At 30.9% G+C, this 15,922-nt stretch carries 12 protein-coding genes and 2 pseudogenes (2 of these 14 only partly in view); 11 read left to right on the forward strand and 3 right to left on the reverse strand.

Translation table 11 applies throughout. The features are described from left to right. Positions 1–101, forward strand: a pseudogene (locus tag A2255_08180) (hypothetical protein); it begins 568 nt to the left of the window's first position. Positions 102–503: 402 nt separating this feature from the next. Here A2255_08180 and A2255_08185 read toward each other — a convergent pair. Continuing rightward, positions 504–956: a hypothetical protein gene (locus A2255_08185; protein ID OGI23338.1), complete on the reverse strand. Its 453-nt coding sequence runs from the start codon at positions 954–956 to the stop codon at positions 504–506. 169 nt (positions 957–1,125) lie between these two features. Between A2255_08185 and A2255_08190 the strand changes: the two genes are divergently transcribed. From A2255_08190 to A2255_08235, 10 genes are all read left to right on the forward strand, one after another. After that, the gene (locus A2255_08190; protein OGI23339.1) at positions 1,126–1,755 is read left to right on the forward strand and encodes a uracil-DNA glycosylase; all 630 of its coding nucleotides are present in this window, start codon (positions 1,126–1,128) and stop codon (positions 1,753–1,755) included. 229 nt (positions 1,756–1,984) lie between these two features. Next, the gene (locus A2255_08195; protein OGI23340.1) at positions 1,985–5,509 is read left to right on the forward strand and encodes a hypothetical protein; all 3,525 of its coding nucleotides are present in this window, start codon (positions 1,985–1,987) and stop codon (positions 5,507–5,509) included. Positions 5,510–5,578: 69 nt separating this feature from the next. Continuing rightward, complete coding sequence (locus A2255_08200; protein OGI23341.1) at positions 5,579–6,016, forward strand: hypothetical protein; 438 nt, start codon at positions 5,579–5,581, stop codon at positions 6,014–6,016. Further along, positions 6,016–7,512 carry a hypothetical protein gene (locus tag A2255_08205; GenBank protein ID OGI23342.1) on the forward strand — a complete coding sequence of 499 codons (1,497 nt, stop codon included), beginning with the start codon at positions 6,016–6,018 and terminating at the stop codon, positions 7,510–7,512. The genes A2255_08200 and A2255_08205 overlap by 1 nt, the downstream gene beginning before the upstream one ends. A 48-nt stretch (positions 7,513–7,560) precedes the next feature. Then, on the forward strand, positions 7,561–8,490 hold the full coding sequence (locus A2255_08210; protein OGI23343.1) for a hypothetical protein: 930 nt from the start codon (positions 7,561–7,563) through the stop codon (positions 8,488–8,490). 108 nt (positions 8,491–8,598) lie between these two features. Beyond that, positions 8,599–9,078 (forward strand): hypothetical protein, encoded by a 480-nt coding sequence (locus A2255_08215; GenBank protein ID OGI23344.1) that lies wholly within the window; start codon positions 8,599–8,601, stop codon positions 9,076–9,078. A 16-nt stretch (positions 9,079–9,094) separates the two neighbouring features. Continuing rightward, a complete protein-coding gene (locus tag A2255_08220) occupies positions 9,095–9,481 on the forward strand; it encodes a rhodanese (protein ID OGI23345.1) in 387 nt (128 codons plus the stop codon). A 400-nt stretch (positions 9,482–9,881) separates the two neighbouring features. Beyond that, positions 9,882–11,078 (forward strand): chorismate synthase, encoded by a 1,197-nt coding sequence (locus A2255_08225; protein ID OGI23346.1) that lies wholly within the window; start codon positions 9,882–9,884, stop codon positions 11,076–11,078. Between the two features lie 65 nt (positions 11,079–11,143). Next, complete coding sequence (locus A2255_08230) at positions 11,144–11,656, forward strand: hypothetical protein (protein ID OGI23347.1); 513 nt, start codon at positions 11,144–11,146, stop codon at positions 11,654–11,656. Further along, complete coding sequence (locus tag A2255_08235; protein ID OGI23352.1) at positions 11,649–12,773, forward strand: 3-dehydroquinate synthase; 1,125 nt, start codon at positions 11,649–11,651, stop codon at positions 12,771–12,773. Before A2255_08230 ends, A2255_08235 begins: the two co-directional genes overlap by 8 nt. A gap of 54 nt (positions 12,774–12,827) precedes the next feature. On the opposite strand, the gene A2255_08240 is transcribed toward A2255_08235, so the two are convergent. Both A2255_08240 and A2255_08245 read right to left on the reverse strand, forming a co-directional pair. Further along, positions 12,828–14,717 (reverse strand): hypothetical protein, encoded by a 1,890-nt coding sequence (locus tag A2255_08240; GenBank protein OGI23348.1) that lies wholly within the window; start codon positions 14,715–14,717, stop codon positions 12,828–12,830. A gap of 711 nt (positions 14,718–15,428) precedes the next feature. Then, positions 15,429–15,922: pseudogene (locus A2255_08245) on the reverse strand (hypothetical protein) (it continues 1,000 nt past the right edge of the window).

Below are 15,922 nucleotides of genomic sequence, written 5' to 3' on the forward strand. Positions count from 1 at the left end.
AAGTAGTTTTAGCTTGTACAACAAAATACAGGCTTCCTGAACCAACAAGATTGGCTCATCAGTATGCAAACTATGCAAGAAAGAAAGAGCTTAAACATTAAAGTGTGAAAAATTTTTATGAATAGCTAAGTAATGAGTCATCACAAACCATCAAACCTGTAAGATTGTTGTTTATTTCAATTGCGAAGTGATCTCAATGCAATAATATATGCTGAGAGATTGCTTCACAACATCAATTTTAGAAGATATCCATATTACAAGGTTCGCAATGACTCTCTCAATTATTTATTCTTTGGTAGTGTTATAAAACAAAGTGATATAGAACATATTCAGAAATCAAATTTTCCTAGTGTCATTGCGAGGAACGAAATGCAATGAAGTGACGAAGCAATCCAAAAAAAGATAGTAATAATATTATTGGATTGCCGCGCACCTACGGTGCTCGCAATGACAGTGCGATGATTAGCCGGATTATGGCTCTATTTATCACTTTAATTTTACCATTACCTATTCTTTTTAAAGTTTTTCCAAAAGAAGTGTATGGCTATTCCTACAATGATAAATAATAAAATTATACTTAGTATGGGTGAATTACCAATTATAACAGTTAATTTTGCGAAATATTTAAAGAAAATATCACCTATATATTTGCCTATAATTACCATAAGAACTGCTAAAGCAAGGAAAACAAGAACGGTTTCTATAGGGCTTTTACGGATTTCTACGTGACCGTCTTTTTCTTTATAATATTTATCATATTTTGCTCTTTTTCTTGAATCAGATAAGACTTTATAAGCTTCTTTTATCTGATTCGTTCTTCTTTTAGCCTGAAGTTTATTCTCACGATCACTAAAATTTTGCGGATTATAATGTTTGCATAAAGCTTTATATGTCGCTTCTATTACCTCATGGCTTGAATCAGGATGAATTTCAAGGATATCATAATAATTTTTCATAAGTGCTCAATCTTAGTTGCTGAATCGATTTTATTATATCCTAAAATGTTAAATTTTAGTTATATTAAAGTTAAAAGGCGACTCTTTTTTTGTAATAAAATTAAATTATGTCAGAAAATTATAATTTATAAGTTTTAGCTAATAATTTGTAATATAAAGGGAAATAATTATGCCAGAAGATCAATTAAGCTTATTTAACTACTCTGAAACAAATAATGATATTAGAAATACCACTCTAAAAGATGTTAAAGAAGTTTGCAGGACTTGTATTAAGTGTGATCTTTCAAAATCAAGAACCCAAGTGGTTTTTTCGGATGGCAATCCTGAAGCTAAACTAATGATAATAGGAGAAGCGCCAGGTAGAAATGAGGATGAGACAGGTATTCCTTTTGTTGGCAGAGCTGGAAAATTATTAGATAAGATATTGCTATCTCAAAATATAACCAGAGAAAAGGAAGTTTATATTTGTAATACTGTAAAATGTCGTCCTCCTGAGAATAGAGTTCCAACAGATGCTGAAAAAGAAGCTTGTAGAGTATATCTCGATTCTCAAATTCAGCTAATTCGTCCCAGATTAATTTTATTAGCAGGAGCTACAGCGGTAAAATCTATGCTTGATACGAAGGCTCCTATATCAAAAATTAGAGGACAGTGGTTTGATGGGCCTCTTGATTCTAAAATAATGCCTATATTCCATCCTTCATACTTACTGCGTAATGAATCAAAAGAGCCAGGCACTCCTAAATGGTTAATGTGGGAGGATATTCAGGAAGTAAGAAGAGCTCTTGATGCTTTATAAAATAAAAAGATTATTTTTCATAAATATTTTGTAATATTTTAAAAAATTTTTATTATATTAAAATAGCTTACTCTATTGACTCATGGTTCACTTAAATAAATATTAAGCTTCCTTTTTAACAATATGATGCAAATTCTGTTAAAATGTACTAAAGGTTTACTTGGGATAGTCAACATATAGAAAAATGAATTCTAAATGTAACTAACTAAAATATGGAGATTGGTCTAATATGGAGTTTGATCAATTAAAAGGTGGGGTAGGGGATCATTTTGTGGAATCAAAAGAAAAAATTGAACATTTAAATAAAATGGTAAAAGGTCTTACAGATAATAAAAATCCTGGTGGAAATGATACTTTAAAGAGAATTGAAGCCAAGCTCGATATTATAGCTCAACAAGATAATCCTAACGAATATCTTGATGTGATTTTGGAAAATTTAAGGACAGGTTTAGAAGAAAAACAAAGTATTCTTGATTCTAAAATAACTTCAATAGAAGAATTAGCAGGTCAAATAACAGGTTTATTAAAAGATCAATCTTTAGATCAAACTACACAGAAAGAATTTGACTCTTTTAGAGTGGAAATAGGTAATTTAACAGAGGAGTTGACTCAAATTCAAGAAAATATTAATGATATTAATGGTCAGATAGTTGAAGTAAATAAAAATAGCCAGCAGACAAACAATATTATTTGTAACATAAGTGATAAACAAGCATTAGAGTACATTAAGTCTGCTACAGATTCTTTGGATCTTAATATAAACGCTACTTTATCAGCGTTATCAATACTAGATTTAAAGGTAAAAACTATCTCTGATAATTTAGAGAAAATATCTTCTCTTGATAATATTAATTTAATTAAAGATGATGTGGCTCGAATATCTGATAAGATTAACGGTTTACTTGAAATTATTAGAACATCATCTACAGTTAAAGATATTGACAATATTAAGGGCGAAATAAACCTTGTATTTGCAAAGTTTGGAGAATTCCAGGATTATATTGATCCATCAATAGCTGATATTAAAGAAGGGTTAGATGAATTATTAGATCAAAAAGCTAATGAATCTATCAAAAATGAGTTAGTTAATATTAATAAAAAAGTTTTTGAACTCGTTGAGACTAGTCAGCCACTAAATAATATTGATTTAATTAAAAACAATGTAATAGAAGTATCAGAAAAATTAAGTGAAGTACGGGAAGTTTTAAGTAAAACTCCTACCAATGTTGATATTGGATATATAAAAAAAGACATAGAGACTGCAAATAATAGATTTGGTGAATTTCAGGAACACATGATTTTTACTATTGCTCAACTTAAGGAAAATCTTAATGAAGCTTTAAATCGTGAAATTAAGGGTGAATTAAGTAGGACCACAGATGATATTTCTGATAAGTTTGAACAAATAAAAAATGATATAAATACAGTAGATGAAAGATTTTCTGAGCTTCAAAATTACATTAATCCATCAATGGCTGATGTTAAAGAAAGTTTGAGTGATTTAATAGTCCAAACATCTAATGAATCTATCAAGAACGAATTGACTACTATTAATGAGAAAATATCTGAGCTTGCTGAGAATAGCCAACAGATAAACAATATTGACCTGGTTAAAGATAAGATAAATACCGTAGATGCAAGGATTTCATGGCTTCAAAACTACATTGATCCATCAATAACAGGTATTAAGGAAAGTTTAAATGAGTTAATACTTAAAGCGTCTGATGAACCTATTAAAAGCAGTGTAATAGAAGTATCAGAAAAATTAGGTGAAATACAGAAAATATTAGGTAAAACTTCTACGACTGGTGATATTGAGCATATAAAAACAGAAATAAATTTTGTGAATGCAAAATTTTCTGAGCTTCAAAATCATATCGATTCTTCAATAGTAAACATTAAAGATAATTTTGGGCAGCTATTAACTCAAGAAACCGGTGAGAAAATAGAAAATGAATTAGGAGAGACAGTAAATAAACTTTCTGATGGATTTGAGAGTGTAAAAAACAATATTTCTTCAGTTCAACAGGAAATCCTGAATTTAAGTAATGCTTTATCTTTTATAACTGAAAAAATTCCTGAGCTTGAAAATACGACCAATTCTTTAAATGTAAAAGATGATGTAGAAGAAATAAAGAATTTAGTAAATGATTTATTTCTTAAAGATGATACAAGGCCTCTTATTGATAATCTAGAACTAATTCAGTCAAAAATTAATGAATTAGAGTATCTTACCAAAAATAATTTTGAACCTAAATTAACTAAGGTCCAGGATGATTTTTATATATTTCAGGATAAATTAAATATATCAATATCAAGTTTAATTAAGCCTATAAATGAAGAATTAATTGATCTTAATGAAAAAATCCTTGATCTGAAGGAATATTTTGCTTTCAGAAAAAATAATGATGATGAGCATAAAGATGAATTAGCAATAATTGCTGAGCGTTTTAATGATATTTGGACTAGTGCCAGGCTAACCCTCGATAAATTAAATGATCAGGTCTTAGTTACAGAAGACTCTATTGATAAATTTCAAAACACAGTGAAGCGCTTTTTCGATTTATCTGAAGATACAAACATAGTAATTACTAATATTTTGAAGAAAACAACTGATATTGACAGCAGTTTATCTGAAATAGACAATAGATTAGAAGAAAAACTTGATAATATTGCTTTTAGTCTAAATAATGAGTCTAGAAAAATACTAAATAATATTAATGAAGGTAATAATGAGCTTACTGATAAGTTAAGTTCAATGATTGAAGCTGATTTTAACTTCTTAAGATCAGATATTATTGAATTTAAAGATAAACAGGAAAGAGTTTTACAGGATAATCTTACCAATCAGGAAAGTGTTCAAAATAGTTTATCCAATCTCCATTTTTCTATAACTGATTCTGCAGATTCAGTTGTCAAAAAATTAAATGATGTAGCTTTAGATGTTTACAAGTTAAACAATTCTTCCTTAGAAACTTTATCAAATACTGAAGTGGTTAAAGAAGCCCTGGTGCAGATTGCAGGATGGGTTGATAATGCAGAAGCGTTATTTACTGAAACTAACGATAATGTCAGAGAAATTAAGGAAAATGATGAAGTTAATAAGATTCTGGCTGAATTAATAGCAATAAAAGAGTATATTACTAAAAACTCTGTAAATCATGAAGATGTTTCTACCAGAATAGAGAATAATCTTGCTGAGACTAAAGATGACATAAAATCTTCTCTAAATGTTATTAAAAAAAGGCAAGAATACGATTTTGACAATATTAATACAAATATTTCCGGTGTTTCTCAGGAATTATTTAATATAACCCAATCAATTACAAGTTTTGAAGATAAAATTAAGCAGGATATTCAAGTATTAAGCAATTCTATCTCTGAAAAATTAAATTCTTCACAAACAGCAGCTTATCCTATTGAAGAGATAGAATCCAATTTAGAATCCAATTTAAATCAGATTAAAGAAAATATTAATGTAGAACTCAAGAAAATTAGCAATAAATTTAGTGATCTTGAAACTAACTTTGAAAATGTAGAAGAAAAGCTTAATAATATTGAAACCAGATTAGCTATAAATAATGATCAAGAAATGAAGCAAATGCTTGAATTTATAGCAGGTCAAGTTACCATGGCAAATGAGAGCGGTAAAGGAACGGGTTTACTTCTCAAGAAAATTGCAGTTTTAGAAAAACAAATGGGTGAATTTGATACCAGTTTGAGAAAAGTAGTTAGTTTTCTTGACGCTGAATAAGACTTAAAAAGCTCTGACGTGTCAGAGCTTTTTAAAAGATTATAATTAAAGATTGTTTATGAAGTGGGTATGATACTTAGTTATAATACACGAATAAAATTAGGATTAACGATAATAATATTAGCTGTTTTTTTATCTAATATTCAGCTTTTGGTGATTAATCTGGATTTTTTTAATCAAAAGATAAAAGTTTATCCTAATTATCCTGATAGAAAACAGTTTATTAAGTATGAGCAGCAATTTAAAACTGTAAGAAAAGAATTACCGCCTTATGGTTCTGTTGGTTATATTACTGATGATAAAATAAGAGCTTTTGATAGAGATGCAAGGTTTTTTGTAGCACAATATATGCTTTCGCCATTGGTTGTGGTCAATTCTATAAACTATAAATATATTATAGGCAATTTTTATGCTCCAATTAATCCAGAGTCATACAAAAAATATAATTTAGTGCTTATCAAGGATTTTGGTGATGGGATAATACTGTTTGAAAGAGAAGATAAATAATGCTTTCATCTATATTAGCTGTTTTTGTAGCTATATTAATTGGATTTCTTATAATTATGCTTTTATGGCCAGAGCAAAAAAGCATAATTTCTAATTTTTTACTGAAATTTTCTCTTGCTATAGGTCTAGGATTTGGGGTTTCTTCCTGCTTATTTTTTATTTGGAGATTATTTAATCTGGATTTTGGAAAATTTATATTAGTAGAAATTTTTGTGATTGTAGCTTTAATTTTGTTAAGATATAAATTGAAAAAACAGGATTATTACAGGGAATTAGAAGAATTATCAATCTATAATCCAAAAGCAGAAAGTGAATCTTTTTTGCAGAAAATTTTTTCTGTTGGTTTTTTGATGATATTTTTTATGGCAATGATTCTGTTTATACAGTTCTCAATAAAATTCCCTCATGGAGAAAGAGATGCTTTTGCTATCTGGAATGTTCATGCGAGGTTTTTATTTAGAGGAGGAGAACATTGGATAGATTGTCTTACTAATAATATAGTTTGGTTTCATCCTGATTATCCCTTGCTTCTTCCCGGTATTATTGCCAGATGCTGGAATTATATAGGTCATGAAGCAGTAATGGTGCAAATCCTTATATCTTTCTTCTTTACATTTGCAATAGTTGGATTATTATTCTCCTTTATTTCTATTTCTAAAAGTAAAGTGCAAGGAGGGTTAGCGGCATGGTTTTTATTGAGTCTTCCTATGTTCATTGGATTTGGATCTTCTCAATGTGCAGATGTTCCTTTGGGGTTTTTTATTTTAGCAACAATAATTTTATTTAGTTTTCAAGATAAATTAGACAACAATAATTATAATTTACTGATTTTAGCTGGCATGATGGCTGGATTAGCGGCTTGGACAAAAAATGAAGGTTTATTATTTTTGTTTTCAATATTTATAGCTCGTTTTATTACAGTTTTTCTTGCAAAAGGATGGAAAACTTGTTTAAAACAATTATCCTGGTTTACGATAGGCTTTCTTCCTATATTATTGATAATTATTTATTTTAAAACCCAGCTTGCACCGCCAAATGATATATTTTTATATCAGAAATTAGATCAAATCATAGTTAAATTAACAGATTTTTCCAGATATTCTATTACATTAAATGCTTTTATTGAGAGTTTATGTTTTATGGGTGGTTTTATTGCCCCAGTCTTATTATTGATTTATCCGTTATTAATGGGTATAGAAATAAATACCGAGAATAAATTGAGCATTATTACAACATCTATTACATTGTTTTTAATGTTAATGGGATATTTCTTTATCTATATAATTACACCTTATGATATCAATTGGCATATACAGAGCTCTATAAGCAGACTATTTATACAATTATGTCCAATACTTACATTTTTATATTTTATGTTAATTCGTACTCCGGAAGAGGCTTTAACCAAAATAAAAAAGAAGATAAAATTCCTTAAATTTTTTATTACGTCCTTAACTTACCCGATCCTGGTAATTCACATTAATTCTTTATTCTGAAATAATTCATAAAGACTGTGTATAACCTGTTAATAAAGGTATTTTATTATGCATGAATTTCCACCGGGTCTAAGCTGGTTTAACGTAGATAAGCCATTAAAAACTACTGATCTGATAGGAAAAGTCGTTCTTGTGGATTTTTGGACATATTCTTGTATCAACTGTATAAGGATGATTCCTTTTTTAAAATACTGGTATAACAGTTATCATAAATATGGTTTTGAGATCATTGGAATTCATGCTCCTGAATTTGGCTTTGAAAAGGATTCATTAAACGTTGAAAATGCTATTAAGCGATATGAAATTCCTTATCCTGTAGTACTGGATAATAATCATAGATTGTGGACGGTATATAATAATCATTATTGGCCGGCCCATTATCTGCATGACGCTATAGGAAAGCTCAGATATACTCATTTTAGTGAAGGTGGGTATGAAAAAACAGAAGAAATGATAAGAAAATTGCTTGAAGAGAAGGGAGAGAAAATCGAAGAGCCAATAATCCCTCTTAAAGTTCCTATAGATTTTACAAAAATAGGATCTCCTGAGACTTATCTTGGTTATGGCAGAATGGTTGGCTTTGCAAGTTCTGAAGAATTAAAATACGATGCTTCTCAATATTATTCGGTTCCTCAAGAAATTAAAAAAAATAGAGTGTATTTTGAAGGATTATGGAAAATAGAAATCGATAAATCAACACTGGAAAAGCCAGAAGGTAAAATAGTTTATAGATATTCTGCTAATAAAATAAATCTTGTTATGGGGTCGAAAAATCCAATTAGAGCCAGAGTTCTTGTTGATGGAGAAAAACTCCAGATTGGTAATAAGGGCGATGATATTGACGAAAATGGTTATCTCAATATTCAGGAGTATAAATTGTATAACTTAATAAATACTCATAGTTATTACGAAGTTCATACCTGTGAAGTCATTTTCTTTGATGCTGGTGTTGAGGTGTTTGCTTTTACATTTGGTTAGTTTCTCAAGACTTTTATATTTTAATTATTCTTCTTGGGGGATTAATTTATAAAAACTTTATTTTATCTTTTCATAAATGTTGGAAGGGAAAATAAGGTAGGAAAAGTTATGAAAAACCTGGAATGGATCAAAAAAGAGGAATGGAATGAAGAAAAACATAAATATCATTGGTTTGAACCTCTTGATTGGGATGAATTTGTTAAGTTTATAGGTGGAAATCCAGATAATCCTATTTGGCCTGGAGAGGATTCAGATAGAGATCATCTAAAAAATGAACCAGGTAAAACATCAGGTAGAAAATGGCAAGATTGGTGGAAGTTTTATTGGGCTTGGCAAATACAATATAACAATAAAAAATTGCCAGATAATCTTTCAGCTTGGGCTATGCCAATTGATAATAATTTAACCACAGAAGATATTATGTACTGGATGAAACATTGGAAAAGCTATGTTTCAAGACATTGGAAGGCATGGGAAAAACATGGTAAACCAAGACCAACGAATGAGCATAGTTCTATAGAGTATAATTCATTGATTGCCTGGGGTGCTGATCCTGAAAACCCACCATTTTATGTTAAACAAGATTGATAAAAGGAGTTTTAATATGGGTAATAATGGATTTATTGATATAACTAAGCAAACAGAAAGAGCCAGATTATATTTTGAAGATAAATTGGCATTTACAGTAGGTCCAGTTGAATTAAAAGGAATGTTAGAAGATCCTACAGTCCAAATCATTGATGTTAGAAAGAAGGAAGATTACGATAAAGGTCATATTCCAATGGCTATCTCGATCCCTAAAAAAGACTTAGAAAATAATTTAAATAAAATATCAAAAGATAAAATTAATGTAGTTTATTGTTATACCCAGCAATGCCACCTTGCTGCAAAGGCAGCAGTGATTCTTGCAGAAAAGGGTTATCCTGTTATGGAGCTGGAAGGTGGTATTGATGTTTGGAAAAACCAGTATCAGTTTGAAATTGTGAGTTAAGAATTAATATATTAAGGGTGCGACAAAAAATTCTTATATCAAGTTGCAGTCAAAAAAGAATTAATCAGGTATTTTTGTGGAAGCACCTATGAGCCATGTCAATTTGTTGGCGCATCAGTGCTGGAATAAAAATACCTGATTGAATACAAATAGGTATAAGCAAAATAATAAAAGAGGACGATCAGTCCTCTTTTATTACGTCCTCAACTGATTATTTTATCTTCGTTGCTGTTCGAGATGTTGGACGCTCTTAAGACTCCTCCAATAAAGTAATTAGTTAATTGCAATATGGTATAAATTAACTTGATAGTATTAAACTGGGATTCGTTTCATATTAAAAAAATTCCTTTTAATATATAATAATAATGGCTACATTAAAACAGACGGATAAAATGAGAATATGACTTTTAGATTTTTAACATCTGGTGAGTCCCATGGTAAATGTCTTACAGCAATTATAGAAGGTGTTCCTGCTGGAATTGAGTTAAAAGTAGAAGATATAAATAAAGAATTATTTAGAAGACAGCAGGGGTATGGCCGTGGCGGCCGCATGAAAATCGAACAGGATGCAGTTATTATAAATTCTGGAGTACGGCATGGAATTACCACAGGTGCACCAATATGCCTTGTTATTGAAAATAAAGACTGGGAAAACTGGCAAGTGCCGATGGCTACACAACCAGTTGAATTGACTTCTGCAAATGTTGATTTAATTCAACAGAAAAAGATTACCCATGTAAGGCCAGGGCATGCCGATCTTCCTGGTGCTTTAAAATATAATCACGAAGATGTCAGAAATGTTCTTGAAAGATCAAGTGCAAGGGAAACTGCTATAAGAGTGGCTGTTGGAGCTGTTGCTTCTATAATTTTAAAGAATTTCAATATTGAGATTTTTAGTCACGTTCTAAGAATTGGCTCAGCAGCAGTAAATGTAGAATCTTTTCCTGATAATTACAATATAATTAAAGAATTTGCAGAGAAGTCAGAAGTAAAATGTGCTAATTATGCAGCTTCTGCTGCTATGAGAAAAGTGATAGATGAAGCAAAAGAATCTGGTGACAGTTTGGGTGGAATATTTGAGGTTGTTGCTCTTAATGTCCCTGTTGGACTTGGAAGTTTTGTTCACTGGGATAGGAAGTTAGATGGCTTAATTGCACAGGCAATAATGAGTATACCTGCTATAAAATCTGTTAATATCGGTCTTGGTAAATCTTCAGCTCAGGTTCTAGGCTCAAAGTTACACGATGAAATTTATCCAAAAGAAGCAGATTCTAAAGAGTATCAGAGAAAAACAAATAATTCCGGTGGAATTGAAGGTGGAGTAAGTAATGGTAGTCCTATAATTGTAAGAGCTGCTATGAAACCAATTCCTACTCTTAAAAAACCTCTTAAATCTATAAACCTTGAAAATGGAAAAGAACATATTGCTCACTATGAAAGATCTGATGTATGTGCTGTTCCAGCTGCTGGAGTAGTGGGAGAAGCAATGTTAAGTATAGTTTTAGTAAAAGCTTTCGTTGAAAAATTTGGAGGGGATAGCTTTGCTGAAATAAAATCAAATTACGAAAATTACTGTAATGTATATCAAAACAGATAAGGTGATATTATCACCTAACTTAAGCTAACGATTATAGGCTTTATTGGAGCACTATTATAGAAAATATGGCTAGAAATATTGTATTAATAGGACTAATGGGATCGGGAAAAACCACAGTTGGCAACTTAATTGCTCAAAAACTGGGTAAAAATTTTATTGATACTGATGTGTTAATAGAAAAAGAAGCTCAAATGACTATTAATGAAATATTTCAATTATATGGAGAAACTCATTTTAGAGAGTTAGAATCAAAAATTATCAAGAAGCTTAGCTTAGATTCAGATCAAATCATTTCAACAGGCGGTGGATCTGTAGAAAATCAGGATAATCTTAAAAATTTAAAGGAAACAGGAATATTATTTTATCTAAAAGCATCTGCAAAAGAGCTTTTTGAGAGAATAAAAAATGAAAATAACAGACCTCTTTTGAAAAATAATGACCCATTGAATACTCTTGAAAAATTATTGGAAAAAAGAGAAAAATTTTATACTCAGGCAAATTTCATAATTAGCACAGAAAATAAACAAATTGATGAAATAGTTAATGAAATTGTGGAAAAATATAAAAAATATGAATAATGAAATTGTAAAAGTAGAGATTCCGGTTCAAGAATCAAGAAATTATCCCATTATAATTGGGAAAAATATTCTTGATCATCTTGGAGAATATGTAAAAACTTACTCAAAAGCAAATAAAATTCTGATAATAACTAATGAAACCATATATCCTCTATTTGGTGAAAAAGTAAAAAGCTCTCTTGAAAAAGAAAATTTAGAAACAGAATTTCTTATTCTTAATGATGGTGAGAAATATAAAGACATAAAATCACTGGAATTAATCTGGACAAAGGCTATTGAGTATAAATTAGAACGAAAAGATGCAATACTAGCTTTAGGTGGTGGAGTTGTCGGGGATATTACCGGATTTGCTGCTGCCACTTACTTAAGGGGAATAGATTTTATACAGGTACCAACTACATTATTAGCGCAGGTTGATTCATCAGTTGGTGGCAAAGTTGCTGTAAATCATAAACTCGGTAAAAATTTAATAGGAGCTTTTTATCAACCTAAATTAGTTTTTACCGATATTGAAACTCTTAAAACCTTACCTGTAGAAGAATTAAAAGTTGGTCTTGCGGAAGTCTTAAAATATGGTTTTATTGAAGAGAGCTGTAATTTAAAAGAAGAAAAATTAGGTTTACTCAAGTATTTAGAAGCAAAAAAAGATGATATTTTTGCTCTAAATCCTACAACTATCCAGAATTTAATAAAATATTGCTGCCAGCTTAAAGCAGCTGTTGTTAATCAAGATGAAAAAGAAGCAGGATTAAGAGCTATATTAAATTTTGGTCATACAATCGGGCATGCCGTTGAGAAATGTGCAAATTATAATAATTTTACTCATGGGCAGGGTGTTGCTATTGGCATGAAAGGGGCTTTTTATATTGCTAAAGAAAAAGGTCTAATAGCAGAAGATTACTTGAATTCATCATTAAATTTAATTAATTTATACGGTCTGGATTATAAAATTTCCCAGGATTTTAAGCAGGATGATTTAATGGCAGCAATGCTCGTTGATAAAAAGGTTTTATCAAAAAAAATCAGATTTGTATTACCGGCAAGTACTGCTAATGTTGGGATATTTAGTGATATAGATAGAGATATTATTTATTCAGCTATAGAAAAGCTTTATTAAATTAAGAGGCATGGTCTTTTGACCATGCCTCTTTGGTTTTTGTTTAAGACATTTCTAGAATGTGAAACTAGACCTTAAACCAATAATAATTTCTACTTCGTTGTCTTCATCACCTAATCTTGAGAATACTAACTGAGTACTTGGGATGAGGGCGAAATTATCATTAATTTGTAATCTGTAATATCCTTCAATAACGTTTTCAGGTTCGGTTGCGTCGGATCCAGTAATAGCTGAAACTATGTTAGCTGGAGATCCTGCTGCATCGTTAGGATAGATTCTGGCCCAACCGAAACCTAAAGCATCTCTCTGGCGTTTACCAAATGTAATCATATCTGGTAATGCTCTTACAGGAATTTCAACACCAGCTGTAATTGCTTGTCTGATACCGTATATTAATGATGCACCAAGAAGAGTACTGTTATTATAAACAATATTTGTTCCGGTACCGTTTTGAAGAGCATTTAAGAGTGCTGCGTTTGTTCCAAGATTATTTAGAGCAAAGCTTCCAAATGCACCTATGCCTTTGTAAATTTCCTGATTTATACCGGCATAAAAACCGTGAGCAATATCACCAATTGCGCCGTTAATTGATACTGTTGGTGCTACAGTGGTTACGTTAAGCAGGTTATTCGTGCCGCCATTATTGGAATCAACTAAATAATAACCTCCAAATACATTACCGGCAAGGTTAAACATGCTTTGGGTTCCTAACATTTCATTCAAGAAGCCAAGATTATAGCCTAAATCTCCTTCAGCGGTAAATCCAATACCGTTCATCATTTTGCTTACATCCAGAGCAGATGCATCTGCTCTAACGGCAAAATTAGCCCATCGACCTAGTCCTTGATCCATTTCAACAGCAATTCTTGGTACGATAAAATCAGTAAGAATGGCCGGATTATTTCTTAAAGCAGTGTTTTGGAATTGCTGGTTTTCATTACCTTGATATGGGCTCTTATAGAAAATATCTCTCCATGGAATCAAACCAACGTATGTGGTAAAGGATGTTCTCCATGCCTGATCTTCTGGTAAACCAGGAATTTGAGCTCTTAATACTTGTGAATAGTATGCTGAATCAAGATAAGCGTTGGCTCTGGTATTTCCACCTGCGACAGTTGCAATACCTACAGGAGTGGGACTGTTAATAGCCGTACCTGTTGTAAGACTGATAAAATCACTTGATCTGATACCTTCATTATAGAAACTTGCATCAGCAGCAATAGCACTTGCTCCGGAATATCTGTTTGTAGCTGCTGATGTACCTGCTTCTAATGGGGATACACGTCCAAATGCAGCTACTAAACGAGAATGGATAGTACCGGGACCTACTATAGCTCCGCCTTTATCTTCAACAGCTACATAATCAACGTTTAATCTTGTACGGCCAATAGCTGAAATAGCATCTGAAAATTCATCGCCCGGGTTACCAGCTATGTCTGCATAACCACCGAAGCTGACGTCCCCATAAACATTTAACTTTTCTAAAACCGCAAGTCTATTGTCCTGTTCATCATTTTTAGCTTCAATTTTTGTTGCTCTTGCTTCAAGAGCTTCTGTCCTTGCTCTGAGAGCTTGTAATTCAGTTGCAAATTCTTGTTGTAGTCTTGCTACAGTTGCTAAATCTTCTTTACTTGCTTTTTCTGCTCCTAATCGTGCTATATCTTGTCCTATAGCTTTAACTGTTGCACTTAATGCCGCAGCCAATTCATATCGGCTGGCTGTTCTTGCACCACGGAATGTTTTGTCTGGGTATCCTTCAATTACGTTGTACTTTTCAACCAGGTCTTTTAACGCTTCGTAAGCCCAAACGTTTGAACTAACATCTGTTAATTCGTCTACGCTTGTAATAGCGTAAGCTGCCTGATTGTTAATAAGTCCTCCTGAAAAACCACAAACTGCAACACTAGCTGCAAGCAACAAAGGTGTTATTCTTTTTGCTACCATAATATCAACTCCTGTTACTCTAAATTCTATATAACAAGTATCTATAAAAGATTGATCTATTATTTTTACTCAGTTTTACTTGAAAGTCTTAGTCGAAACTCTTCTGTTTTCCTCAACTCACCTCCATATTCTTGCAAATGAAAAAATTTAATTATTTAAAGGTAATTTATACTTAAATGTGGTTTATTTATATTCCCCAACCTAGTATTTTGGAGTAGTCCCATGTCGTAATTTATAAATAATCTTTATAATGTTTGTTTTAAATCGTAAAATTTATCACATATTTAAATCAGGTTTACAATTATTCCGGTTGGCTGTTTTTTTATAAAAGTTATTTTTTTAATAATTGAGAATTTCTGTAATACAAAGAAAACCTGCTTTTTCTTTATTGGAAAATTGAAAATTCCTTGTAATATTTCTTAATATTAATACTCGAATTGTTATTATTTGTAGATAAATAACAATTCGAGTATTAATGCTAAATTTAATGTGTAAGTTATTACTGATTGGGTGAACTAATCGAGCCAGGTTATATGTTATTGATAAGATTACTCACCTGATCACCTTAAATTTGGTTGTCTTGCAGCCAGCGAACCAGGATAAGCCGAAGACCCATCAAAATAATATATTGTCCGGACTTGTTCCGGCATCTATCCAATGTACTTTGTTACTTTAAACCAAGTAAAAACATTTTTATCTCTGATTTTTATATTAACCTACCTGGCGAAAGAGCTTTACAAAAGCTGTTTTTGCAAAATACCTTAATACCCCGATAGTTTTAAATATATCTGAATTACAGGATCGATGTATTAATTTAAGCATTGCTATTGGTTCAAATATTGTCATATTAATAAGACAGAATAATTTGATAATTAATTTAGCAAACCTGTTTTTTCTATGATTTATTAAATATTTGATTATCCAATTGGGATAAGTAGGCACCAGGCTAATTAATTGATTTAATATGGAAGGGGAAATTTTTATATAACTCTTGAATCTGGGATCTTCAAAAGATAAATTATCTTTAGTAGCTTTCTTGTTTAACTCGGTCCCTTTATAAAAACATAATGAAAATAATTGAAACAAAAATGGTTTGCGAATTTTCAATATAATTTTTAACGTTTCCAGCAGGTCTTCTTCTGTCTCATAAGGATTATCCAAAATAATATCATATAAAGTACATAAATCAGCATTTTTTATTATAT

Source organism: Candidatus Melainabacteria bacterium RIFOXYA2_FULL_32_9, from assembly GCA_001784615.1.
Lineage (GTDB): Bacteria > Cyanobacteriota > Vampirovibrionia > Gastranaerophilales > UBA9579 > UBA9579.